This is a genomic window from Candidatus Zymogenaceae bacterium, from assembly GCA_016931225.1.
Taxonomy (GTDB): Bacteria; Desulfobacterota; Zymogenia; order Zymogenales; family Zymogenaceae; genus JAFGFE01.
Window position 1 is genome coordinate 15,228 of sequence record JAFGFE010000019.1, and the last position, 24,380, is coordinate 39,607.

Here is a 24,380-nt window from a genome sequence, read left to right on the forward strand (position 1 = left end):
CTTCCCCTTCTCCTTCCATCGCTGAGAAAAATCACTCTTTCTTTGACAAGCGGTGCACATCGTGCTACACATGTATGGTAAGTTTTTTCTACGCACTCCATCAATAACATATTAACACACACAAGCAGCGGCGCAAGACGGCGTCGAGGCACAGGAAAACGGAGGTTGTCATGGCGAAAAAGATCACACTTGCGAAAGAGACCGTCAAATCGAACTTTTCCGGAAAAGACCGGTACGACATGGTCATCATCGGAGCGGGCATCACGGGACTGTCCACGGGACTTTTGTGGCTGAAAAATGTGGATGACTCGAAAACCCTCATCCTGGAAAAGAATCCGTATCCCGGCGGTTTCGTGACGGCCTATGAGCGTTCCGGCTACGTCTTTGAGACCACCCAGCTGACACCGGACATTGTGGCCATCCTGGAATACCTGGATATCGAATTGAAGCTGAAGCAGTACAAGGGAACCTTCATGCGGCGGCTCGTGGTCCACGGTGATGATGTGGACGAATACCGCATTCCCACCGGTCCCGAAAACTTCACCGATTACCTCATCAGCATCTTCCCCGACGACGCCCAGAAGATCAGGAAGCTGATGGACTACTCGGTGGATCTGTTCGCCCAGGTCAGAAAGCTCAAGAGCATCATGACGTTTTCGGACAAGGTGAAGATCCCCTTCGCCGCCCCCAAGGTGGTGGCCAACCTCAACCGCACACACAGCAAATTGCTGGACAAATTCGGCATCACCAACCCGAAGCTCAGGGAAGTGCTGGAAAGCTTCGCGGCCTTCTCCGGCGTGCCGTCGGATTACGCCTCGGCCATTATGACCACCGGCGCCATGCTTTCGTCCATGGTCCGCTGTTTCAGGCCCTACGGCTACTACGACGAACTCCCGGCCACCATGAGCCATCTCTTCCAAAAGCGTGGGGGAGAGCTCCGGCTGGGGGCGGAGGTGGAGAAAATCGTGGTGGAAAACGGCGTGGTGAAGGGGGTACGGATCACCGGGGACGACGGGATGATCGAGGCCGACCGCGTCATCACCACCATCGATCCGACGGTGGCCATGAAGGGCCTCGTGGGGACGGAACACCTCACCGCCTCCTACGCCAAGCAGCTTGACGGCACCCTCATGTCCGTATCGTCCCTCAACGTGGGCCTGGGGCTGGACAATAAGATCGACCTGGAAGGCATGGACCTCGACTATCCCTACAATGTCCTCTCCACCGAGCTGGGCACTACGGAACGGCTCTTCGAGGCGGTCCTGGAGGGGAAAAACGCCTTCTCCGAAACCTGCTATCATACCGCACTGATCTGCCCCTCCCTGACCACCGGCGGCAAGCCCACCGTCACCATTCGCGGCGTGCCCTTTGGCCTGGGAGAATGGAAAAAGTGGCGGGAGACGGACAAAAAACGATACAAGGAAGAGAAGGAGCGCTGGGCGGACTTTTTCATCGACAAGATCGAGCGATATTTCATCCCGAATCTGAAAAAGCATATCGTATACACCGATATCGCCACCCCGGCCACCTACGCGCGTTATTCGGGATCCCCCACCGGCAGCATCTACGACATGGCGACCACCGTCGACCAGTTCGGGCCGAAGCGGCTCCCCATAAAGACCCCCGTCAAGAACCTCTACCAGCCCAAGTTCGCCCACGGCATTTACGGAGGGATGATGAACGGCGTGCAGGTGGTGGACCTGATTTTGGATCGGGCCTTCAACGACGGTAACTCTCTGTTCAACCCCCGGGTGTGAGGATTCCTCCCCCGGGATGGGCATCGAAAAAATAGTCTGACTCCTTCGAGAGAGGAAGATGGGTGCTCGACCGACGCTGAAAAAGGAAGAGATTCGCTCTAATTACACGGGCTCCGACGACTTTGATGTGATCATCGTCGGGGCCGGTGTTTCGGGTCTGTTCTCGGGCCTCTTTTACCTGAAACACGATCCGACCGCCCGGGTGCTTATCGTGGAGAAGAATCCCTATCCGGGCGGCTACGTCACCGCGTACACCCGGGGGGACTACGTCTTCGAGACCAGTCAGCTCTTCCCGGACATCATCGATATTCTCCATTTTTTGGATATCGACGTCCCCCTCAGGCGGTTTTCCGGCACCTACATGCGAAGTCTGGTGGTCCATGGGGACGAGGTTGACGAATACCGCATTCCCGCGGGACCCGATACCTTCGTCGCCTATCTCTCCGACCTCTTTCCCGAAAAGAAACTAAACATCCAGGCCTTCATGAATGAATCCCTCAAAATCATGGAGCAGCTCACCCACCTCAAGGCGACGCCGTCGATCCTGGATATGATTAAAACCCCCTTTGTCGCCCCCACGGTGACCAAAAACCTCAATCGCACATTCGATGTGATGATGGATCGCTTCGGCCTGGACGATCCGAAACTCCGGGAGGCGCTGGAGACCTTCAATGCGTTCTCCGGCATCCCCTCTGATAAGGCCTCGGCGATCATCGCCGTGGGAGGGATGCTGGCCTCGATGACCGCCTCCTTTCGTCTCTATGGTTTCTTCGACTCGTTCCCGGCGAAGCTCTCTGTCTCCTTTCAGGAGCGGGAAGGCGAAATGCTCCTGAAAGGTGAGGTGGAACGAATCGTAGTGGAGGGAGGCGTCGCTGTGGGCGTCATGCTCTCCGGGGAAAATCGGATCATTCGGGCAAAGCACGTCATCACCACCGCGGACACCATGTACTCGATGCTCACCCTGGTGGGGGCGGAGCACCTGCCCGATCGATATCACAGGCGTCTTGTGAAGACGGTCATGTCGCCCTCGGCCTTCAACGTGGCCCTTGGCCTGGACGACCGAATCGACCTTTCTGCTCTGGATCTGGACTATCCGTTCAATGTCATATCCACCGGCGTCGGCACAACCGAACGACTCTTCGAAGGGTTTTTACAGAACGAAAATCTCTACAGTGATGATTGCTTCCATGCCGCGGTCATCTGCCCGTCTCTCACCACCGGAGGGAAGAACACGATCACCATCAACGTGGTGCCCTTCGCCCCCGGGATGTGGCAGCAGTGGCGAGAGGGGGACAAAAAGAAATATCGGGAAGAAAAACAAAGATGGGCGGATTTCTTCATCGACATCGCCGAGAGATATTTCGTCCCGAACCTAAAGGACCATATCGTCGAGACGGACATATCCACCCCGGCCACGTATCGCCGTTATTCCGGCTCTCCATCCTCCAGCATCTTCGACATGGCGACCACCGTCAACCAGTTCGGCCCAAAGCGGCTCCCGATGAAGACCCCGATTAAAAATCTCTACCTCCCGAAGTTCGCCCACGGCATCTACGGCGGGGCCGTCAACGGGATGCAGGTAGTGGACATCATCACGGACGGCGCCGTCAACCGGGGCAAAAGCCTCTTCGCACTCCGAACCGACTAATCCAAAAAAACAGACATACAAAAAGCCGGATGGGGATACCATCCGGCTTTTTATCCGCGGTATGTCTGTATACTCAGGTCAGTCCATACGCCACAGGTTGTGCCTCCTGACGATCTCAAAGAGTTCCTCCGACCGGTTCTCGATGCGTTCAAAGCTCCACTCTCCGCCGTTTTCCACAAGCTTCTTGGTGATGTCAAACTCGCAGTCCCGGTAATGGTGCTCCGTAATCTTCTCGTTGAACATCTTGTTCGAATATTTCAGATACCATTCCCCCTTGATGAGCGTCAGGTTGCCGATGCGGTTGTGGTATTCCCGGTGCAGCATGGCGATCTCGTCGTCGCTCCGACCGGTTCTTTTCAGGTAGTCCCTCCACTGGTTGGTCAGCCGCTTCGGCATGATATGCTCGGTATGGACCGAACGGTAATCAACGCCGTTGGACACCGGTACCGTCGGCGTCGTCAGCCGATGGAGGATGTATTTCGTTTTCGGTTCGTTCGGGTTGAAATGACGGGAGATAAAATCGTTTTCGAATATCTCGTCGGTTACCCGGTTTTCTTCCAGGAGCCTTGTGAGAAATTCCCGGATGAACGCACGGAATCGATCGGGCGCCTCACTCCCCAGGACCACACACAGGTCGTTATACATCTTGTCGAGGTTGCCGGCGAAGCGGTTGCACACCGCCCACCTGATATGAAAGGTCTCGATGTCGCCCAGGATACAGGACACGTCCTCCTCCGAAAGCGCATCCGTTTCCTCAAAGGCCTCCAAAACCAAAAGCAGCAGAGAATGGGCGGCGAACGCCTTGATGAAGTTTAAATTCCTGAGCCTGCGATTGACGTCGGCCGATTTCGTGGTGCCGTCGAGGATTTTTTCGTACAGCAGCGCCTTCTCGGAAAGATCCACGGCGAAATCACGCACATCCTCCACCGACAGGCTCTCGATAATATGCCGGATGCGCTCATAGACCCTCGCCTCGGATACCTTTCCCCGAAAGCGTGAGAGGATGTACCGGCGGAAGAACGTCACCGGATCACGATCCCTCAGCCGGTCGTACATGTCGTTGAGCCGGGAGATCACCAGGTCGAAGGTCTCCCGGTCTTCCGCCACCTTCATCAAAATGAAGTTCTTTATCAGGTCCGCCGACGACAGCTCCAGCCCCCGGTCGTTGAGGGTTTCGAACAGGCGAAAGGCGTTCAGGTGGCTGAACACATTGATGTGCACCACCGAAACGCGATTTAAGAGCTTCGTGTAGAGGTCCTCCAGATCGCCGTAGCGGAGGCTCTCGTCCCTGAAGTAGTGGTAGCATCTGACCAGAAGATTGGTGGGATCGTCCGGGATTTTGCCCCGAAGGATGGAGCTGAACACCTCGTCATCGTAAGTGGAGAGGATCAGTTTCGGCTGGGTGGTGCGCTCGCCGCCCCGCACCTGGTCGATGGAAAAATAATCGGAGATGAAATCGGCCACCTTGTCCTCGCCCCGGCGCTGGAAGATGTCCTTCAAAGCCGCCAGCCAGATCAAAATGGTGGCGAGCCTCTGCTGGCCGTCCACCACCTGGAAGGTATCGATGTTCGTGTCGGTCACATCATCCGGCACCACCACGAACGAGCCGAGGAAGTGAACGTCGGAATCCGTGAGGTTGGTCAGATCATCAAGCAGCTCCTGCCACTGCTCGTCATTCCACACATAGGGACGCTGATACAGAGGCACCCGGTACGCCTTGCTTTGATCCGAAAGGAGCTGAAGGATGGATATTTCATTCGCATCTAAAAATTTCATACATGGACCTCTTTACTACCGTCTCATATGTGATGTGCGCTATAGTATAGCATAATTTATATCATAATTATAATCAAGTCAAGTATATTTATATCTAAATAGCTCAATGGAGTAAAATTGTTTGCGAATATATTGAATATTTTCGCAAAAACTGATATAAGAAAGCAGCCTGACCGCATTACTTAGTACATTATCATGAAAAATATCCTGGAAGACAGCCTGCTGGCCGGCTCGACGGCGCAAGTGACGATACTTGGTCTGCCTTCGGACAAATACTCGTCGTTCCTCCGGGGAGCCGCCGACGGCCCACCAGCCATCCGGGAGGTCCTCTTTTCCCCCGGCGGAAACCTCTGGACGGAGGGAGGGGTCGACCTGGAGGCGGACGGGAACCTATCGGACCTGGGAGACGTAGAGTTCACCGACAATATGGACCATTTCGAGCGCATCGAGGCGTCCGTCAAGCTCCTGACCACCCTGGGCAAACGGCCGATCTTCCTGGGGGGGGATCACTACATCACCTGGCCCATCATCAAGACCTTTTCCCGGAGCCACCCGAACCTGACGATACTCCAATTCGACGCCCACCCGGACCTGTACGACGAGTTTGACGGAAAAAAAGACTCCCACGCCACCCCGTTCGCCCGCATCATGGAAAAACGCCACGTCCGGCGCCTGATACAGGTGGGGCTGCGGGGCATCACCGGCCACCTGCGGGAGCAGGCCCGACGTTTCGGCGTGGACACCTTCGAGATGAGATACCTGTCGGAGAAACCGGACCTGCGCCTTTCCGGCGACGTCTATATCTCCTTCGACCTGGATGTGCTGGACCCCGCCCACGCGCCGGGGGTATCCCACCACGAAGCGGGGGGTATGACCGTGCGTCACGCCCTCTCCATCATCCAGTCCATCGATTCGAAGCGGTCGCCCGTCGTGGGGGCGGACGTGGTGGAACTGAATCCCTCCCGGGACATATCCGGGATCACCGCCGCCGCAGCGGCGAAGATCGTCAAGGAAATCGCGGGAAAGATGCTGGAATCGATAAAAAAATAGACCTGCGGGATTCCCCTTCCGGGACGACCCTCAACCATATCTAATCCGTCCGATTTACCGATACCGTCATGTGCTGAAAAAGTCCTTCTTTTTCCTCATTCCCGCACGCACCCGCACCCCGCGGCGCTGTTTCTTCCATATCATTTCTTTGCCGGACCGTCCTCGATACTCATCCTCATCAACCCCCGTCCAACCCGCATTATCATCGGGTTCGTCAGACCCCAAAAGCCCTCCCAACACCCACGTACGTCCCAATCCCGTTCCGGGCGCGGCCTTCCACCAACCCGCCCATCGAGGCTGCGCTTGACACTCATGATATCGATCGGCTGATGGGAAAACACAATATGGTGACTGCGGAGGAAAGAAACGTATGCGGCGGCACATCTAAAGGAGAGTGTCAGTCGAGCAATTCATTCGTATACACGAGCAGTTTTGATGAGGTGAAGGGCTTTTCCAGGTATTTACATCCCGAAATTTTGAAAAAGTTCTGGGTTTCCCGCCCGAGCACATCGCCCGTAATAAACAACATTTTTTCAACAAGGTCGGGATAATATTTCTGGACATATGTATAGAGATTCTGACCGCCAATGCCCGACATCTTCATATCCGAGATTATCAGGTCAAAATCCCCCTTCTTGATCATTTCAATGGCCTCTTCCCCGCTTTCACAATCCTCTACATTATATCCCTCAGAAATCAGAACGGTAGAGATGAATTTTCTCAAGAGACTCTCATCCTCGACAACAAGGATGGATACCGCGCCCTCCGGACTTTTATATTCGGCGGTATCCGTCTTGAGAGAATCGGCTTCTTTTGTAATGATGGGTATCCTGATGGTGAATTTTGTCCCGTTCCCCTCCTCGCTCTCCACCGATATCTCTCCATCGTGCTCGCTGACAATGCCGTATACGACGCTCAATCCGAGTCCCGTTCCCCTCCCCACTTCCTTGGTGGTGAAAAAGGGATCGAAAATCTTGCTTATGTGTTCATTCAATATACCGGGGCCGTTGTCTTCGCATACGATGCAGATAGCATTCCCCTCCCGACAGGTTGTGATTTTCAGTCTCCCACAGTTTTTTTCCAGCAGGGCGTGATGTGCGTTGTTTATGAGATTAATGAACACCTGCTGAAGCTGATATGGATCCGCACAGGTTTCAGGAAGATCCTCTGAGAGCTCAAATTCGGTATTCACATTGTCGACTCTGAGTTCATACTCTCTGAGTTTATACGCCTCCCTGATGACATCATTGATTTTGATCATCTTTTTTTCGGGGGTGTGCTTGCGAGCGAACGTCAACAGGGATTTGATTATCTTGGAGCTTCTGATCGCTTCCTCGTAAATTATCTTCAGATCTTCTTTCACACCTTCCGGCACATCTTTTTTCATCACCAGCTCGGAAAACCCCACAATGGTGGTAAGGGGATTATTCAACTCGTGGGCGACCCCGGAAATAATTTCGCCCAGGCTTGAAAGTTTTTCGGTCTGTTGAAACTGCTCCTGCATTTTCTTCTTTTCCGTGATATCCCTCAGGACACCGGTGAGACCGACCGGACTTCCATCCAGATACACGAGTCGACTCGATGATTCAATAAAAACAGGTGTTCCATCCTTATCGATCACTCGATACTGGTAGGGCTTAATATCACCCTCAAGGACTCCTTCCAGGCTTACCAGCACATTCTGCAGGTCATCGGGATGAATATATTCCATGAAGTTGCTTCCCACCATCGTATCGACGTCGTAAGAAAAAATCCTTTCAAAGACCGGGCTGATATAGGTGATAGTGCCCGATAAATCAAGGCTGAAAATTACATCGTTGATATCCTCCACCAGGGAGCGGAATCTTTCCTGGTTGTCGATTAATTCATCCTCGATTCTCTTCTGTTCCGTTATATCTGACGCAACGTGTATTATTCTTTCTATCTCACCATCTTTTAGAATCGGGGTGCACGATACAAGAAACGTCCCATTCAGCGTCTCGATTTTCATAACCTTTCTCTGAAAATCCCCCGATTTCAGGATCTCTTTCATCGGGCACCCCTCCGCCGGGGATTCCAGACCATGACAAAACCGGAAACAGTACTGTCCCGTTATTTCTTCGATCCGGGTACCGAACGCTTCCACGGCCGCCCTGTTTGCATCGATGATTTTATGGTCCGTATCAAGAATGAAGGTCGGATCTCCAACCGCCTGAAAGATATTTTCCCAGTCGTCACGGGATCTCTGCAATGCTTCTTCAATTATTCTTCGCTCCGTGACATCCTCTCCCGAGCTCAGGGCGCCGATAAGCTCTCCATCACCATCCTTGAGCACCGTATTGTGCCACCTGATGATGCGCTCTTCCCCGGACTTCGTTAGAATAGGATTTTCATAGAAGCCGAACATCTCCAACTTACCCGTCACAATCTCATGAAAAATGTTTTCAACCTCTTCCCGATTCCTTTCCGGGATGAAGTTGTCAATCCATCTGCTCCCGATTAATTGAGATGTTTCAAACCCAAGGATCTGTGCACCCTTTCGATTGATGTAAGAGATACGTGCGTCACGATCAAGGAGAAGAATCATGACCTCCGCAATATGAAGATACTGTTCAAACATGTCAGGGCTGATGCTCAACTCGTTCTTCCTCTCACGACTCATAGCATTACCCCTGAATATTAATGGACAAAAAACCTTCTATTTTCATTTAATTCTATCAAATAATTTTCGGTATGTATACAAATCTTTACAATATTCCTTCTGTAGGCTATTTTGGGATGTAACGGGAAAAACGGCGACTAATCACGCAGAGGGGTTGGGATGGGGAGCCGATTGTGTTTCGGGAGAATCCTCGGTGGCTTATCTATGAGTATCTTTCAGGGTCTGGAAAGGCGCACTGTTAGACGAGCGGTGAGGTGGTTGTATGTGGTGAGTAAATCCGCAGTGATTATCACGAGGCGTTTTGATGGCGGATGCGACATGTGGTTGGATATTATTTTCGGATGAAAACGTACTGTCATGAAGCGGTATGGCATCGAATAAAAAGTCATTCAAGACCTACGATGTTTTCCATAGCCTGATCACTCCTTTCTCTCCGAAATTCCCGGGCGAATCTGTTACATCCTTTCTTTATATCGGTCCGCTGTGCGCTATCCGTTTTTTCCGCTTCCACACTCACGCCTCATAGATATCGCACCCCGGAAACGTGGCGGCGAACCCGTACCACCGGGCGTAAAGCTGCATGGGCCGGGGCGCGAACAGCGGGGCGCCCTCGGCGTCGAACAGGTCCCCCCCAATAAACTCCGCCCCGGAATCCAGGACGATCTCCGTGCCCTCTCGCCGGGCGATTGTCGCCTCCCGGGCGCCGGGGGCCGTAAGCATGATCGCCCCGGGAACGCTGTTCCGGGAATCCAAACAGATCAACAGCTTCCTCCCGGAGAGCACGTCGATCAGCCCCCTCCCCGATCTTTCCAGTCGCCTGATGGTTTTGATTGGGTAGTACCGGGCCGAAACAGAACCGTCGGCCTCCTCCATCCACACCCCCAGCCCCAGCTCCCAGGAGGGCCGTCTTGTGTCAATGGTCGTGAGGGTCTTTTTGAGAAAGGGAAGGGTGAACCGCCCCACGTACACGCGGTTGAGCTCTATGAAAAACGACATCAGCCTTTGAAATAGGGTTTGTCGGGAATACGCAAGGTGCGCCGCCGGATACCGCTTAAGTGCGCCGGTGACGGTCGTGTGGAGCAGCGGAACCAGCGTCATCCGTTCCCCGGTCAACTCCCCCTTTATGCACACGCCGGTGATGTGGTTCCAGAAGGATCTGGTCTCCCGGTCCCGTATAACGATAAGCCCGTCAGAGAGACCGCCCGTGTAAAACGTCAGTCTCCGTCCGTTCACCTCCGGGATCATGCCCACCCCGGTATTGCACTCCGCTCAGAAGGTCACCGCAAACGGTACCCCCGCCAGTTCCCCCTGGGCGATGTGGTGATAGGTGATCTGGGAGGTCACAAAGGCAAGCGGCGGCCGACCCTCCCCCGGCTCCAGCACCAGTACCTGCTCGTCTTTTCGGACGACACGGGTCTCGAGGGCGTCGGGCAGGGGAAAGGTCCGGGTGACGTCAAAGGGGACGAAGAGCGAGGTGCTCATCCGATCGATTTTCGACGCACCACGTGTCCCGGCCGGCTTTTTGTGTGTCATATGCTTCTCCGCCTCTCTCATGTTCGGGCCATGAACTCCCGGATACGTTCCGCTATCTCCTCTCCCTTCTCCTCCTGGAGGAAGTGGCCCGCGTCCGCAATGGTGACGGCGGGCTGATCTTTCGCCGTCGGGATGAGTTTTCTGAAAAATTCGTCCGCCCCGACGGAGATCGGGTCCTTATCGGAAAACATCACGAGGGCCGGCTTTTTCCACGTCTTGAGCCGTTCTCTCGTGTCCCGGTTGTGCTCCGCTGCCGGCTGATCCTCTTCTACCGGCACCATGAGGGGCCAGGCCCGGGCGCCGGCCTTGGAGGCGGCGTCGAAAAACGGCGCCAGGTAGGCGGCCATGACCTCATCGGTCAAAAGGCTCTTGTCATGCACCCCCATTTGCATCACCAGGTCTATGGGGAGGTCCGGCGTGTTCCTGACAAAGTTCTGCCACTCCAAAAACGCCTTCCCCGGTTTCTTACCGGTGGGGAGGCCGGTGTTCAGTATCACCAGCCGACGGACCACCTCCTCGTGGAGCACCGCAAACCGAAGGCCGATCATCCCTCCCCAGTCATGGACCACCAGGGTCACATCGGAAAGGCCCAGATCTCCGATGAATCCCTCCAATGTGTTCAGGTGCAATAAAAAGGTGTAGTCCGCCTCTCGGGAGAGCTTGTCGGACCTGCCGAACCCGATAAAGTCCGGCGCAATAATCCGATAGGTGTCCGAGAGTCCGGCGATGATCTTCCGATACAGGTAGGACCACGTCGGCTCCCCGTGGAGACACATGATCGTCTCCCCCGCCCCTTCGTCGACATAATGAACGCGAAGCCCTCCGACGTCAATGTAGTTCGGTGTGTAAGGAAAGTCCGAGATATTCTCGAACCGCTCATCAGGCGTCCTGATCACATCCATATCCCCCTCCCGAAAAATATCGACGCGAAACGGCTTTACGGGCCGACCGGTGAAACAAGTATACGTATTTTCGTATGGGAAAGTCAAAGGTTTTACACCGCCCCGTCATCGTCATCGCGGTGCGGTATTGTCCGCGGGATAGCGTCGGTTTCCGATACGACGAGATTTTCCCTTGACTAAACGGACAAAGCGGGCTATTTTACATTTTTACATATTCCATTTATACAAAACTATGGATTTTGATTTTACAGGTAAGGTGGCCCTGGTCACCGGCGGCTCCCGAGGCATCGGGAGGGCGGTCAGCATGGCCCTGGCCGAGCGGGGAGCCTCTGTCATCGTCAACTACGCCGGAAACCGGGAGGCGGCCGAAAAAACCGTCGCCGACATACAGACGGCAGGTGGGGACGCCCGGGCCATCCAGGCGGACGTCGCCGATACCGCCCACGTCGAGAACATGTTCGGCGAAATCAGAAAAAACCCGGGACGCCTCGATATCCTGGTGAACAACGCCGGAGTCCTCAGGGACAAGCTCTTGATGTTCATGAGCGAGGACGACTGGGACCGGGTGATGGACGTCAACATCAAGGGCCTCTATACCTGCTGCAAGTCCGCGGCCCGGCTGATGATCGGCCAGAAATACGGGAAGATCATCAACACCACATCCCCCAGCGCCGTCATCGGACGGGCGGGGCAGACCAATTACGCAGCCTCGAAGGCGGGGGTCATCGGCTTCACCAGGTCCCTGGCCCGGGAGCTGGCGCGGTTTCACGTCTACGTGAACGCCGTCTGCCCGGGAATGATACAGACCGAGATGCTCCATCAACTCCCGGAAAACGCGGCTGAAGAAATGCTGGAGGGCATCGCCATGAAACGATTCGGAACGCCCGAAGAGGTGGCGGGAGCGGTGCTGTTTCTGGCCTCGGAAAAATCGGATTACATCACAGGACAGGTGATCACCGTGGACGGGGGCTTGATCTGACGGGGATATCCCCCGATCATGCCGTCACGGGCGATCATACCACAGGTAATAGAGCTTCGGAACACCAACCAGGAGGTATTCTTGGAAGATAAGAACACACTGATTTCGGAATTAAAGACACTGATCATAGAAAGCCTGCAGCTTGAGGACGTGGCGCCGGAGGACATCGGCGCCGACGACCCGCTGTTCGGCAACGGCCTGGGACTGGATTCCATCGACGCCCTGGAACTGGTCGTGGCCCTGGAGAAAGCCTACGGCATCGTCATCCCGGATGAGGATGTGGGCAAGGAAGCCTTCGCCTCGCTTTCCGCCCTTGCGGATTTCGTCGCCAGGGAGCGAAAAGACGAAGGCGCCGAATAGTTGACCGATGCGTTACGACCCGTCACATATCACCCGGGTCATCCCCCATCGCCCCCCGTTCTTGCTGATCGACGCCGTGTTATCGGCGGAGTTCGGCAGGCGGGGGGTCGGCGTTTTTACCGTCGATCAATCGAGCGAGCTTCTCCGGGAGTATGACACCGGAGAAAAAATATTGCCCCGGAGTCTGTTGATCGAAGCCATGGCCCAGACCGCGGCCTTCATCGCAGCCGGGGGAAGCGTATTCGGGACGGGAGCGCAAAAAGCACCCGCCGCACCGCCCGGGGTCGGGTATCTGGTGAGGATCTCCGATGTCGTTTTTTCCGGAGACGCACAGGCGGGGGATACCGTCTCCTGCACAGTGGAGATGACCCGAAGCTTCGGGGATCTCTATAAATTCAAGGGGAGGGCCGAAGTCGACGGTGTCGAAATAGCCCGGGGCGAGCTGACGTTCTCGGTCCCTCAAAAGACATCAGGTTAATTGAAACCCGCACCGCACGACCCGCCCCATCGCCGTTGGAATCGAAAGAATCATCCGGAAAAACCCGGCGAGGCCGAATGGAAAACGCCCCCCACGAAATGTGAGAGGCGTTTTTCAATACAGGGACATTCTCCCGCGAATGTGACCTTTCGCCGTCCGTCGGGACGACTAATCATACTGATGAAAGGTCTCCATATCGTCCGGTGTGAGCATATGGAGCTCCGGCGGCAGGATTTGACCGTTGAGGTACAGGCTCGTCACGCCGTATTGTTTTTCGACGATAAAGGTGCTGGTGGTGCCGTCGTTCCAGGTCGCATTGATGGTATAGCCGTCGAAGGTATAACTCCCCCAGATCGGCGGGTAACTCACCACCCGTGTCCCATCGGCCACGAAGGTGTTCTCGACGTACTTGGCGGTCATGTCCGGATAAAAGCTGAAGGTGATATTCGGGGCGTCGAAATGCATCGGCCAGTCGCCCAGGATGTCTTCGATGTTCGCCTTGGTTGTGCCTGTGGGAGCCGCCGGTGTGCCGGTCACCTCGTTCTCCCCCGGTATATACACGCCGACATCGGTGCTGATGTATTTCCCGAAGACGTATCCGATTTTTCCCTTGTAGAGGATCTTGTACCAGTAACCGGTAAAGCCGTCGATGCTATCGGTGGACTCGGTGTGGGCCAGGACCTCCACGCGGGTCCCCTTGTTCATGTTGTCAATCACCTTCGCGTCCGTCGTGGGGTACTCCCGAAGCCTCAAACCGTCTCCGGTGATGGTGGCGTTTTCGGCGGCCATCACCGTAATACCGGCGCACGCCACAAGCAACAGAACGATCAGAACAGCAACACGCTTCATCTGTATGTCTCCTATAAACGATCGATACGAAAAATTCCTCACATTCCGCATCTATTATAACGCATCGGCCTCGTTTTGGAAGCATTCTTTTGCTTCGCATCCTCCCGGCGATACAGAGAGCCGTCGCGCGGCCCCCGCCCCTACCCGTTTTCGGGGGCGGCCCTGACAAGATCCAGTAATCGCTCGAAGTTCTCGAGCGACACCTCCGGCGGCACATTATGATCCAGCGACGGGATGTATCCACCCCACCGGAGCATCCAGGGCACCCTCTCCTCGACCTCCGCCCGGATATCCGTCTCATCCCCGAAGAGGGCCATTTTATCAAGCCCCCCCAGGATGACGAGATCGGGATAGGCCTCCCGCACCTTTCTGACATCCATGCCGGCGCTGACCTCGAACGGGAGCATCATGTTGATGCCCGCCTCGATGAAAAGCGGGATAAGCTGCGAGACGTCGCCGTCGGAATCGGCGCAGAACACGGTGATGTCGGTATCGGCCCTGAGGCTTCGCATGAGCCGGGAGTAATAGGGCGTCATGAATCCCTCGAACGCCCTGGGGGAAATCATCGGGCCGTTGCGGTAGGACATATCCTCGAAGAAGAAAACCCAGTCGATGACCGCCTTCTCCCGCACTTTCTTGATGGCGACCTCGTTGAGGTGCACCCAGTGCTCGGCGATGGCGTGCAGTAGCTGCGGGTCTCTTCTCATGGCGATCGACGTCCCCACCAGCCCCATCAGGAGCCGCCAGGTGGCGAACAGGCCGCACTGGTGAGCGCAGGTGTAGGTGTCGTCCCCGTAGGACGCCGCCAGGGCGCACATCGGGTCCAAAAATTCCGTGTATCGTTCGGGGGTTTCCGGGTCCAGACGCCATTTCAGCGCCTCGAAATCCTTCAGGGTCTTGACCGGATGATCCAGGTACTGGGGGATGGTGGAGCGTCCGTCGGCCATGACCTTGACGGTATTGCCCCCCACGTCGGTCTTGATGATATATTTGTCGGTCACTTCAATGACCGTCTCCTCAAAAATGGGCCATAATCCGGGCTCATAATCGGTATTCGGCATGATGGGAAGCCAACTCAGCGTGTCAAAACCGAAGTGATCCGGGGCGGTGAAGGCCGCGTCAATCACCGTTTCCGGCAGCCCTTCATTGTGCCAGCGGTCGATCGTCTCGTCCCAGAATCCCAGCGCCTCGTAGCGGATGGGCCTGTCCGGTCGCTCGAACCTGCACGTCGCGTGAAATCGCTCTCGTGTGTTCATGTCCCGACCTTCAAAATACACATATTGGAAATGTCGTTTTCAGCGTATGTCCGATCGGATCGTGAGGGAATTGTGAAATAGAAACGGCATCGACGCCGATTCGTATTGGGATGTAGCGCGTCACCATCAACTCATGTCAGATGATCTCCACCTGGATGAGATTGGTCGTCTTGGGCACCCCCCCCAGGGGACCGGCGGTCACCACGATGATATCCCCCTCCTTCCCGACGCCCGTCGTCAACACCTCCTGCCGGGCGGTCTTGATATTGTCTTCCAGGCTGTCCTCGAACTTCACCTTCCGGGGCATCACCCCGGAGGATATGGTCAGGCGCCTGAGGGTGTCCTCCCAGGGGGACAGGGCGATGATCGATTGCTTCGGGCGATACCTGGCCACCATGCGGGCGGTGGTGCCGGAGCTGGTCGGGGTGACGATGGCCGCAGCGTTTAGGTCTCTGGCGGTGTGATAGGCGGCGTGACACACGGCATGGGTGATGCTCTCCTCCGTGTATCCCTCCACCTTCCACTCCCGCTCCGGGGTAAAGAGGCCCTGTTCTGCGCTGGCCGCAATGCGGACCATTGTGGCCACTGTTTGGATCGGGAATTGTCCTATCGCCGTTTCCTCGGAAAGCATCACCGCGTCTGTGCCGTCGATCACGGCATTCGCCACGTCGGTCACCTCGGCCCTGGTGGGACGGCGGTTTCTCACCATGCTCTCCAACATCTGCGTGGCGACGATGACCGGCTTCCCCATGCGATTGGCGAGATCGATGAGGCGCTTTTGCACCAGGGGCACTTCCTCCAGGGGCGTCTCCACGCCCAGGTCCCCCCGGGCGATAATCAGGCCGTCCGATTCCTCCAGGATCGCGTCGATGTCCCGGAGTGCCTCCGCCTTTTCGATCTTCGCCAGCACCGGCGTATTCTTCTTCCTGTCGGAGATAATCTGTTTCACCTCGGCCACGTCCCGGGCGTTTCGCACGAACGAGACGGCCACCCAGTCCACATCGATATCGAGGCCGAACAGGAGATCGCTTCTATCCTTATCCGTCATGGAGGGAACCGTCAGGCGGGTATCCGGCAGGTTTACGCCCTTCCTGGGGGTGATCAGTCCGCCGCTGACCACCTGGGCGGACAGTCGCTTGTTGTCCTTATCCACAACGAGAAGCTCCACGTTGCCGTCGTTGATAAACACCCGCTCCCCTGTCCGCACCTCATCGGCAAGGTTCGGATAGTCGACAACGACGGTCACATCGTTTCCTGCGGTCGCCGAGAGGGTGATGGTCTCCCCCCGGGTGATCTCGATCTCGCCGCCTGGGATATCGCCGACCCTGATCTTCGGCCCGGCGAGGTCCATGATAACGCCGATGGGACGTTTCAACTCCCGCTCGACTTTTCTTATCCGCTTGAGCACTTCATGATGCTCTTCCGGACTGCTGTGAGAGAAGTTGAGCCGGGCCGCGTCCATCCCGGACAGGGCAAGCTGATGTATCATGTCCTCCGATTCCGAGGCGGGACCGATGGTGCAAACGACCTTCGAGTGTCTCACGATTTTTTCCCCTTCACGACCGACGGGGCGCTCTCCCCCCGCCGTACACACAGTATCACGATCATGATCGCCCCCGCAAGGATCATCGGGACGGTCAAGAGCTGCCCCAGGGTGAACGGCCCCAGGATCAAACCCAGGTGCGGGTCCGGCTGCCTAAAAAATTCCACGAAGAAGCGAAAGACCCCGTAGAGCAGAATAAAGGTCCACATGGCAACGCCCCGGGTCGCCCCGCGGATGTTCAGGAGAAAGACGATCACAAAGAGTACCAGTCCCTCAAGAAGCGCCTCGTACAGCTGGGACGGATGGCGACACAGCCCTTCCGGGTCCGTGGGAAAGACCATGCACCACGCCGCATCACCGGCCCTGCCGTAGAGCTCGCCGTTGATGAAGTTGCCGATGCGGCCCAGAAACAATCCCACGGGCGTCGCGGCGGCCACGATATCGCCCACGTCATAAAAATGGACCTTCTTTTTCCAACAGTAATAGGCGGTGGCCAGCACGACCCCCAAAAAACCGCCGTGAAACGACATTCCCCCCTCCCAGAGGGCGAAGATCTTCAGCGGGGCGTGGAAGTAATAGACCGGCGCGTAGAAGAGACAGTACCCGAGCCTCCCGCCGATGAGAACCCCCAACATCAGATAAAACAGGTAGTCCCACAGGTCATCACCGGACAATCGCACCTTCTTCTTGACGGCAAGATACCTGATGATGAAAAACGCGGCGATAAAACCGAGCACGTACATCATGCCGTACCAGCGTATCTCGAACCTGCCCAGCTTCACGATAACCGGATCAATATGCGGATAGGGAATCACGAAACAGTCTCCTTATAGGTATGTATCAATGAGGTTTTTCTTTTCGATCCCGCCCTTACCTCTCGGTCGCCAGGAATTCAGCATATCGAACCAGGGCGGATGCGGCGAAAACCGCCCGACCCGGTCCGGGGAAGACCGGTATGCCCTGCCGTTCAAACTCCTCCCGCCACCGGGAATACTGGGACAGCTCCCCGCCCATGAAGCACGCCAGAATCGGCGTGTCCGGGTGTTTTGCTCTGATGGCGGCGAATATATCGGCCGCGTCGAAATCGGACTCCGGGATGAGGGTGAATATGGCGAGAACCATATCCACATCCTTTTCCTTAACCAGGGCGTTTGTGATGACCTCGTAGGCCCGCCGGGGACCCACGTTCTCTATGGCGAACCACATATCCACAGGATTGGCCACCCGGGCCCACTCCGGGAAAACCTCCCGCATCCGGGCGGCCCCATCACTGCTCAGGGGCGGTATCTCAAGCCCGTAGAGATCCGTATAGTCCGCCGTCAGCACGCATCCCACCCCGGTGATGGAGACCACCCCCAGCCGCCTTCCCCGGGGGAGCGGCACGAAGGAAAAGGCCTTGAGACAATCGTAGAAGTGGTCGAAGTCGTCCACCCGAACGGCCCCCGTCGCCCGAAACACCCCGTCATACACCCCGTCCTCCCCGGCCAGGGTACCGGTATGGGATGAGACCGCCCGGGCGCCCTTTTCGGTCCTCCCGGATTTCAGCACCACGACGGGCTTTCTGCAGGAGACCTCCCGGATCGTGTCGAGGAAGTGTCTTCCCCGGGAGACGCCCTCAAAATAGACCCCCACCACCGAGGTTTCCGGGTCATCCCCCAGATAGGCGAGAACGTCCGTCTCATCGATATCGGTCTTGTTGCCCAGACAGGCCACCTTGGAGACGGCGAAATGCTGGGACGAGGTGATCCACCGAAAGAAGCCGCTGGCGAACATGCCGGTTTGCCCGAAAAACGAGACCGCGCCGGCGTGCTTCGGGGGCACGAGCGACGTGATGGAGGTGACGAATCCGTCGGTGGCGTTGATGGTGCCGATGCTGTTTGGCCCCATGATGCGCATGCCGTATCCTGCGGCGATCTCCCGTGTCTCTTGTTCCAGCTTTCGTCCCGCCTCCTCGCCGGAATCGGAAAAACCGGCGGTGGAGATGATTACCCCCTTGACCCCCTTCTCACCGCACTCTCGCACGGCACCGGGAACCCTATCCCGGGGAATGACGATCATGGCCAGCTCAATGTTTCCCGGGACGTCCCCCAGGGAGGGATAGGCCGGAAGATCCGCGATGATCCCCCCCTTCGGATTTATCGGATATATCTTTCCCCGATACCCGAACTCCTGAAGATTCCTGATAACGATATTGCCGCCCTTTTTCGGATTCTCCGACGCCCCGATGACGGCGAAGCTTTCCGGGTTGAAGAAAAAGTCGACATCACTCATTTCCGCTCCTCATCTATTCCACCCGAATCGATGCCCGTTTCCCGATCCGGCATCACAAAACCCGTCACGGCGAGACCTCGCCCAATACCCGGTCGATCTCCTCGACCAGATCCCGGGCGCTGCCGCCGTCCGGGAGGGTCGCGCCGCCGTAGGAAGACGCCAGCATATCCCGGGCGGACACGGCCTCCTTCGTCATCCCCGCACCGGCGTATCCCAGGGCCTGGTAGTAGAGGGCGAGCCCCCGGTACCCATTGATCAAATCGGCATGAACAGCCAATATGGAATCGTCGCCGCACGCCTCGAGATCATCGAGAAACCGCCCCGCCAGCACCGCCAGCTCGGGAAAAAGCCCTTCATCTTTCACCCGGGAGAGGTTGTCCGTCTCCAGAACGCACCATTCCTCCAACTCCCGGACGGTGAATATCCGAGGAAGCGGGCTCTTCCCGGAGCTGAGCGTCAAAAACTGGCCGTACACCCACCCGGTCCCGCTGCGATATGACACATGATACCAGTAGTCACGGTATTCGCCCCGGGTCTCCGTCGTGTCCGAGCGGCCCAGCACCACAACCTCCATCCCCTCGTTGACGTATCCCGCAACCGCCGCATCTCCGTCCGGCACGGTATGCACCGCCACCCGGGAGCCGATGATGACCGCTGTGCGCTCTACGGCCGCGGCCGTCATCGCCCAGACCGGTGCGGCGCACAGCAGGGCACAGAATACGGTCCGACGTATCATTCTCCGCCTCATGATTCCTCCTGTCGATGATTCCCCACCCCCCGGCGCCTGTATCGCGTCGCCCTCTGCCCGGGGGGACGTTTTTTTGTAAATCGATGCCGCCCCTCCCATGTGCATGAGGCGGCGTCGACACCGTGCCCCCTGTGCGGAAGACGACAATACCTTGTCACACATTTGCGCCCCCCTCCCCTCAAGTCGTCCCCCCGCTCAGACGATACACACCAGCCTGATATCCATGACGTTGGTTCTGGTGGGCCCGGTTATAAACAGATCGCCCAGCGCCTGAAAGAATGTATAGGAATCAGAATTTATGATATATGCTTTGGCATCGAGGTTTTTTTGCCGCGCCCGGGAAATCGTATCCCCGGACACGAAGGCCCCGGCGGCGTCCGTGGGGCCGTCGGTGCCGTCGCTTCCGGCAAAGAGCCCCGCCACCCCCTCAACCCCGTCAATTCCTTTCGCAAACTCCAAGGCGAAGTGGGTGTTTCTCCCCCCCCTACCGCTCCCGGTTACGTGCACCGTGGTCTCCCCGCCGGAAATGAGACAGACGGGAGGCGCCGCCGGGCGATTATACCGCTTCACCTCCCGGGCCACCGCGGCGTGAAATCGGGCCAGCTCCCCGGTATCCCCCTCAAACATCGACGACAGCACCAGGGGCGAATAACCAAGATTTGCAGCACATTGTTGGGCGGCACTCAATGCCGTGGACGCGCCGCCCACGATAACGTGAGTCACCCGCCGAAAGACCGGGTCGTCGACCGTGGGGGTCTCCTCCCGCTCGCCTCGGCGTCCCGCTTCCAGGTGATCAAGGACCGACCGGGGCACCTTTTCCTTCAGCCGGTATGTCTCCAGTATTGTGAGCGCATCGGCGAAGGTGGTGGGGTCCGGCGCCGTGGGCCCCGAGGCGATGGTGGAGAGATCGTCCCCCACCACATCGGAGAGCACCAGGGTGAGGACCCTCGCGGGGAAAGCGGCCTTCGCGAGCCTACCCCCCTTGATGCGGGAAAGATGTTTTCTGACCGTGTTGATTTGGTATATATCGGCGCCGGATTCCACCAGAAGCTCGTTGACCCGCCTAATGTCATCCAGTGTTATCCCGTCCACGGGAGCCGTCACCAGCGCCGATCCGCCCCCGGAGACAAGCACCAGCACGAGGTCGCCCTCTCCCGCCGCCCGGCAGAGATCCAGGATTTCCCGGGCGCCCAGGACGCTTTTTTCATTCGGGATGGGGTGGCCCGCCTCTATGATGGAAATCCCCTCGACGTCTCTTCCGTGCCCCCCCTTGGTGACGGCCACCGCCCTCCGAATCCGATCCCCCAACCTCTCCCGCGCGGCCTCCACCATCGGGAGGGCCGCCTTGCCCAGGGCCGCGATATATACCCCGTCCGTCCCGCCGGGAAACAGTGTCGGGTCTTCTAGCACCCGGAGCACCGCCGCCTTCGGTTCAACCGCACTCACCGCAGCCGAGAACATCTCCCGCACGTGATCAAACAAAACAGTATGTGACAAATTTCCGTCTTCCGTCATTGTTTTTTTAAAAAGTCATGCTCGCGCGGGCTTCGGACAAAGCGGCTTGATTTTTTGCAGGTATCTCTTTATAATCAAAGGCAATTCTTGCATAATACTCAATCGAAATCAATACCATAATTATACTTAGGTCATTGATCCCATGAAAGTCACCTGTCCGCACTGCGGCATCTCGGGTAGTGTCGATGAAGAGAGGCTCAGGGCGTCATCCGGCAGGCTGCGCTGCCCCGGCTGCAGGGAGAACTTCACGGTTCCTCTCTCTCAAACGGGCGCAGGTCCGGCGGCCGGCGTTTACGCGGAAGAGGACGTCATTGTCACAGATGATATCCACGCCGCCCACGCCGACGCCATAGAAGCGGCCATGAATCAATCCATCTATGACGTCATGTTGGATGACAGCCCGGACGAGATAGACGAGCTTCTGGCCGATCCGGACGTGAAGGACTTTCTTGATTTACCCACCGACCTCGGACACATCGATGAGGCCCTCGATGAATTCGGCGTTCCCGAACGACCCCGGGATGAGGAGTCCGCCGCGGGCACCTCGGATGAATTCGACGAAACAACACACGGCGGAGAACCGGTCCTCGACGGTGCGCCCGACGACATGGAGACGGCCCCCGACGCCCTCGACGAGGATGAGCCGCTCATCCTGGAGGAAGTGGTTGAATACGACGGGGGGGAGACGGACGCACACGTCATCAAACCGAGGCGAAAGCTCTTCCCCATATCGTCGCTGTCCGCCGCCGTCCGGAATCTCCCGCGGCTCTCTCCCCCCAGGGCCGTGTTGTCTTCGGTTCTGCTTGTACTCATCCTGGCGACGGCAGGCATCCTCGTCGTCACCCGTTTTTACCTCCCCTTCAAGGCGGAAAAGGCGTTTATCGAGGATTCCTTCGCAATGTTCGAGGAATACCGGCGACTGCAGATCTTCCTGGACGTGGGGGTGTCCGATTCGTATTACATCGCCTCCGTCGCCGAAGGCGCCTATCTTTTGACCCTGTACCGGGAGGAGTACGGCACAGAAAGGACTCACCATCCCCTGTACGCCGCCGTAACCGCCACCGGCGATCTCTTCCTGGCTACGGTATCGTTTATCGACCGAATGCTACAGCCCGATATCTATGCGGGAAGCGAGTGGGGGACGGACCTTCCCTACGCCTCCCGGGAGACATATACGACATCATTGTTGGAGGAGATGTCCCGCTGCTTCTTTCAAATCGATGAGAATATGGCATTCCTCCACAAGTATCGCGATACCCTCGACCGGGTGACGTTTGTATCGTTTTTCCTCGATCAACGAACACTCCTTGATCATTCCACCGAGGCGGCGCGACTTGCATCCATCCACGAGGATTTCATCTCGACGCCCTCCGTGTTTCCCTTTTTTACAGAAATCATTGACACCATCGAAAAAGACCTCGCGGGCCTCCGGTAATTTCTACGGATAAAGGAACACCACTATGAGAAAACTATCCCTTGTTATTCTATCGTTTTGTATCATAGCATTCTGCGCCGTACCGATCTTCGCTCAGGACGTATCGGACATGGTATTCATCCCCGGCGGCGCCTTCGTCATGGGAAACATGGCCGGAAGCACCGACGAGCGACCGCCACATGAGGTGAGCGTCGATGGCTTTTTCATCGACAGGTTCGAAGTCACAAACAGCGATTTCGCCGCCTTCCTGAATGAAAAGGGCAATCGGGAAACCGAGGGCATTCCGTGGATACTCACCGAAAGCGAATCATGCCGTATAAAAGAAGTAGGCGGCGGTTTTGAGGTGGAGCCGGGGTATGAAGATCACCCGGTCGTCATGGTCAATTTCTCCGGGGCCGAAGCCTTCGCCCGCTGGGCGGGAAAGAGACTCCCCACCGAGGCCGAGTGGGAGCGGGCGGCCAGGGGCGGCCTTACGGACAGCCCGCACCCCTGGGGAGACGACCTGGACACGACCCGGGCGAACTACGACAGAAAGCGAAACGGCACGACGCCGGTGGGTATCTATCCCCCAAATGGGTATGGTCTTTTCGATATGGCCGGCAACGTGTCGGAGCTGGTCGGCGACTGGTACGATGCATCCTACTACCGAAACGCCCCGTCGAAGAATCCCTCGGGACCGATGGAAGGCACCACCCATACACTCCGCGGCGGCGACTGGGCCAGCGGACCGGACTCCCTGACGGTCTATGGACGAAGCGAGGGGCCGCCTTCCTATCGATCGCTTCCGACCGTCGGCTTTCGTTGCGCACGAGACGCCCGCTGACATCGTGATGAAAACGCGGATCGGCGTTATCGCGGCCCTCCCCCGGGAGGTGAAAGGCTTCCTTGACCGCCTGGGTGTCCTCGACCGGGAAACATCGGGGGGGCTTCCCCTCTACCGCGGCATCCATGAGGAAAAGGAGATTCTCGTCCTCATCAGCGGTGTGGGCATGAAAAAAGCCCGGATCGCCGCCAGGACCCTCATTCACCGCCACCGCCCGGACCTGATATTCTCCGCCGGATTCGCCGGCGGCCTGGACCCCTCCCTTGCCCTGGGAGATACCGTCATTCCCTCTCGGATTGTCGACCAATCGGACGCACGGATCGACGCCCCACAGGAAATACACACAAAGCTCCTCTCGGCCCGTCCCGGGACGGCCGCGGGGAGTCTCCTCTCCACCCCCCGCTTCATACCGGATGCATCGGAAAAGAAAGAATTATTTCGCCGATACGACGCCCTGGCCGTGGATATGGAGAGCGCGGCCACAGCCCTGGAGGCACAGGCCACAGGCGTACCCCACCTCGCGCTCCGGGTCATCTCCGATACCGCCGACCAGACGCTTCCTCCACTGTCGGGCTTCCTTGACGCCCAAGGAGACATCATGCCGATGCGGGCCGTCCTTTTTTTCGCCCGCCATCCCAGGCGGCTCATCCCCGTGCTTCGTTTTTTTAAAGGTATGGGCCGCGCCGCCGATTCCCTTACGGATCTCCTTGTCACCGCCGTTACGGTGCTGCCCTGAAGCCCGATAATCTACTGAAAATCCCGTATTCTGTAAAGGGACCGTTCTTTCACAAAGTGTTTCGTTTCTGCAACACTTCT

The 24,380-nt window shown here is 57.1% G+C and carries 21 protein-coding genes; 9 read left to right on the top strand and 12 right to left on the bottom strand.

Going from position 1 to position 24,380, the window contains the following annotated elements:
• Positions 1-170: 170 nt before the first annotated feature.
• Positions 171-1,757 (top strand): NAD(P)/FAD-dependent oxidoreductase, encoded by a 1,587-nt coding sequence (locus tag JW885_08415; protein ID MBN1882179.1) that lies wholly within the window; start codon positions 171-173, stop codon positions 1,755-1,757.
• A 58-nt stretch (positions 1,758-1,815) separates the two neighbouring features.
• A complete protein-coding gene (locus tag JW885_08420; GenBank protein MBN1882180.1) occupies positions 1,816-3,405 on the top strand; it encodes an NAD(P)/FAD-dependent oxidoreductase in 1,590 nt (529 codons plus the stop codon).
• A gap of 78 nt (positions 3,406-3,483) precedes the next feature.
• On the opposite strand, the gene JW885_08425 is transcribed toward JW885_08420, so the two are convergent.
• A complete protein-coding gene (locus tag JW885_08425) occupies positions 3,484-5,181 on the bottom strand; it encodes a DUF262 domain-containing protein (GenBank protein ID MBN1882181.1) in 1,698 nt (565 codons plus the stop codon).
• A gap of 195 nt (positions 5,182-5,376) precedes the next feature.
• On the opposite strand from JW885_08425, the gene speB reads away from it, so the two are divergent.
• The gene (gene speB, locus JW885_08430) at positions 5,377-6,231 is read left to right on the top strand and encodes an agmatinase (protein MBN1882182.1); all 855 of its coding nucleotides are present in this window, start codon (positions 5,377-5,379) and stop codon (positions 6,229-6,231) included.
• 397 nt (positions 6,232-6,628) lie between these two features.
• Here speB and JW885_08435 read toward each other — a convergent pair whose 3' ends face one another.
• The 4 genes from JW885_08435 to JW885_08450 form a co-directional block, all read right to left on the bottom strand.
• Positions 6,629-8,872 (bottom strand): PAS domain S-box protein, encoded by a 2,244-nt coding sequence (locus JW885_08435; GenBank protein ID MBN1882183.1) that lies wholly within the window; start codon positions 8,870-8,872, stop codon positions 6,629-6,631.
• A gap of 513 nt (positions 8,873-9,385) precedes the next feature.
• Positions 9,386-10,105, bottom strand: coding sequence for a DUF3179 domain-containing protein (locus JW885_08440; protein MBN1882184.1), 720 nt, complete (start codon positions 10,103-10,105; stop codon positions 9,386-9,388).
• 36 nt (positions 10,106-10,141) lie between these two features.
• Complete coding sequence (locus JW885_08445) at positions 10,142-10,405, bottom strand: hypothetical protein (protein MBN1882185.1); 264 nt, start codon at positions 10,403-10,405, stop codon at positions 10,142-10,144.
• A gap of 17 nt (positions 10,406-10,422) precedes the next feature.
• Positions 10,423-11,307, bottom strand: coding sequence for an alpha/beta fold hydrolase (locus JW885_08450; GenBank protein MBN1882186.1), 885 nt, complete (start codon positions 11,305-11,307; stop codon positions 10,423-10,425).
• Positions 11,308-11,539: 232 nt separating this feature from the next.
• Here JW885_08450 and fabG point away from each other — a divergent pair, with 232 nt between their 5' ends.
• From fabG to JW885_08465, 3 genes are read left to right on the top strand one after another with little or no spacing between them, the layout of a single operon-like run.
• On the top strand, positions 11,540-12,286 hold the full coding sequence (gene fabG / locus JW885_08455) for a 3-oxoacyl-[acyl-carrier-protein] reductase (protein MBN1882187.1): 747 nt from the start codon (positions 11,540-11,542) through the stop codon (positions 12,284-12,286).
• 18 nt (positions 12,287-12,304) lie between these two features.
• Positions 12,305-12,646, top strand: coding sequence for an acyl carrier protein (locus JW885_08460; GenBank protein ID MBN1882188.1), 342 nt, complete (start codon positions 12,305-12,307; stop codon positions 12,644-12,646).
• 7 nt (positions 12,647-12,653) lie between these two features.
• On the top strand, positions 12,654-13,124 hold the full coding sequence (locus tag JW885_08465) for a hypothetical protein (GenBank protein MBN1882189.1): 471 nt from the start codon (positions 12,654-12,656) through the stop codon (positions 13,122-13,124).
• Positions 13,125-13,292: 168 nt separating this feature from the next.
• On the opposite strand, the gene JW885_08470 is transcribed toward JW885_08465, so the two are convergent.
• From JW885_08470 to JW885_08500, 7 genes are all read right to left on the bottom strand, one after another.
• A complete protein-coding gene (locus tag JW885_08470) occupies positions 13,293-13,973 on the bottom strand; it encodes an SH3 domain-containing protein (GenBank protein ID MBN1882190.1) in 681 nt (226 codons plus the stop codon).
• Positions 13,974-14,113: 140 nt separating this feature from the next.
• On the bottom strand, positions 14,114-15,229 hold the full coding sequence (locus JW885_08475) for a hypothetical protein (GenBank protein ID MBN1882191.1): 1,116 nt from the start codon (positions 15,227-15,229) through the stop codon (positions 14,114-14,116).
• Positions 15,230-15,365: 136 nt separating this feature from the next.
• Positions 15,366-16,772, bottom strand: coding sequence for a pyruvate kinase (gene pyk / locus JW885_08480; GenBank protein MBN1882192.1), 1,407 nt, complete (start codon positions 16,770-16,772; stop codon positions 15,366-15,368).
• Positions 16,769-17,584 (bottom strand): prolipoprotein diacylglyceryl transferase, encoded by an 816-nt coding sequence (locus JW885_08485; GenBank protein MBN1882193.1) that lies wholly within the window; start codon positions 17,582-17,584, stop codon positions 16,769-16,771. The genes pyk and JW885_08485 overlap by 4 nt, the downstream gene beginning before the upstream one ends.
• Positions 17,585-17,642: 58 nt before the next feature.
• Positions 17,643-19,043, bottom strand: a complete 1,401-nt coding sequence (locus JW885_08490) for a CoA-binding protein (GenBank protein ID MBN1882194.1) — start codon at positions 19,041-19,043, stop codon at positions 17,643-17,645.
• Positions 19,044-19,107: 64 nt separating this feature from the next.
• Entirely contained in the window at positions 19,108-19,779 is a 672-nt protein-coding gene (locus JW885_08495; protein MBN1882195.1) for an SH3 domain-containing protein, read from the bottom strand.
• Between the two features lie 207 nt (positions 19,780-19,986).
• Complete coding sequence (locus JW885_08500) at positions 19,987-21,288, bottom strand: glycerate kinase (GenBank protein MBN1882196.1); 1,302 nt, start codon at positions 21,286-21,288, stop codon at positions 19,987-19,989.
• 160 nt (positions 21,289-21,448) lie between these two features.
• Between JW885_08500 and JW885_08505 the strand changes: the two genes are divergently transcribed.
• The 3 genes from JW885_08505 to JW885_08515 are packed head-to-tail and all read left to right on the top strand — an operon-like array spanning position 21,449 to position 24,300.
• The gene (locus JW885_08505; protein MBN1882197.1) at positions 21,449-22,741 is read left to right on the top strand and encodes a zinc-ribbon domain-containing protein; all 1,293 of its coding nucleotides are present in this window, start codon (positions 21,449-21,451) and stop codon (positions 22,739-22,741) included.
• A gap of 25 nt (positions 22,742-22,766) precedes the next feature.
• On the top strand, positions 22,767-23,564 hold the full coding sequence (locus JW885_08510) for a formylglycine-generating enzyme family protein (protein ID MBN1882198.1): 798 nt from the start codon (positions 22,767-22,769) through the stop codon (positions 23,562-23,564).
• A gap of 7 nt (positions 23,565-23,571) precedes the next feature.
• Entirely contained in the window at positions 23,572-24,300 is a 729-nt protein-coding gene (locus JW885_08515; GenBank protein MBN1882199.1) for a hypothetical protein, read from the top strand.
• Positions 24,301-24,380 lie beyond the last annotated feature (80 nt).

What these genes read in the sequence shown, in the direction of transcription:
- JW885_08415 (MBN1882179.1), top strand. Translation starts at nt 171, where the DNA reads ATGGCGAAAAAGATCACACTTGCGAAAGAGACCGTCAAATCGAACTTT.
- JW885_08420 (MBN1882180.1), top strand. Translation starts at nt 1,816, where the DNA reads ATGGGTGCTCGACCGACGCTGAAAAAGGAAGAGATTCGCTCTAATTAC.
- JW885_08425 (MBN1882181.1), bottom strand. Translation starts at nt 5,181, where the DNA reads ATGAAATTTTTAGATGCGAATGAAATATCCATCCTTCAGCTCCTTTCG.
- speB (MBN1882182.1), top strand. Translation starts at nt 5,377, where the DNA reads ATGAAAAATATCCTGGAAGACAGCCTGCTGGCCGGCTCGACGGCGCAA.
- JW885_08435 (MBN1882183.1), bottom strand. Translation starts at nt 8,872, where the DNA reads ATGAGTCGTGAGAGGAAGAACGAGTTGAGCATCAGCCCTGACATGTTT.
- JW885_08445 (MBN1882185.1), bottom strand. Translation starts at nt 10,405, where the DNA reads ATGACACACAAAAAGCCGGCCGGGACACGTGGTGCGTCGAAAATCGAT.
- JW885_08450 (MBN1882186.1), bottom strand. Translation starts at nt 11,307, where the DNA reads ATGGATGTGATCAGGACGCCTGATGAGCGGTTCGAGAATATCTCGGAC.
- fabG (MBN1882187.1), top strand. Translation starts at nt 11,540, where the DNA reads ATGGATTTTGATTTTACAGGTAAGGTGGCCCTGGTCACCGGCGGCTCC.
- JW885_08460 (MBN1882188.1), top strand. Translation starts at nt 12,305, where the DNA reads ATGCCGTCACGGGCGATCATACCACAGGTAATAGAGCTTCGGAACACC.
- JW885_08465 (MBN1882189.1), top strand. Translation starts at nt 12,654, where the DNA reads ATGCGTTACGACCCGTCACATATCACCCGGGTCATCCCCCATCGCCCC.
- JW885_08470 (MBN1882190.1), bottom strand. Translation starts at nt 13,973, where the DNA reads ATGAAGCGTGTTGCTGTTCTGATCGTTCTGTTGCTTGTGGCGTGCGCC.
- JW885_08475 (MBN1882191.1), bottom strand. Translation starts at nt 15,229, where the DNA reads ATGAACACACGAGAGCGATTTCACGCGACGTGCAGGTTCGAGCGACCG.
- JW885_08490 (MBN1882194.1), bottom strand. Translation starts at nt 19,043, where the DNA reads ATGAGTGATGTCGACTTTTTCTTCAACCCGGAAAGCTTCGCCGTCATC.
- JW885_08495 (MBN1882195.1), bottom strand. Translation starts at nt 19,779, where the DNA reads ATGATACGTCGGACCGTATTCTGTGCCCTGCTGTGCGCCGCACCGGTC.
- JW885_08505 (MBN1882197.1), top strand. Translation starts at nt 21,449, where the DNA reads ATGAAAGTCACCTGTCCGCACTGCGGCATCTCGGGTAGTGTCGATGAA.
- JW885_08510 (MBN1882198.1), top strand. Translation starts at nt 22,767, where the DNA reads ATGAGAAAACTATCCCTTGTTATTCTATCGTTTTGTATCATAGCATTC.
- JW885_08515 (MBN1882199.1), top strand. Translation starts at nt 23,572, where the DNA reads ATGAAAACGCGGATCGGCGTTATCGCGGCCCTCCCCCGGGAGGTGAAA.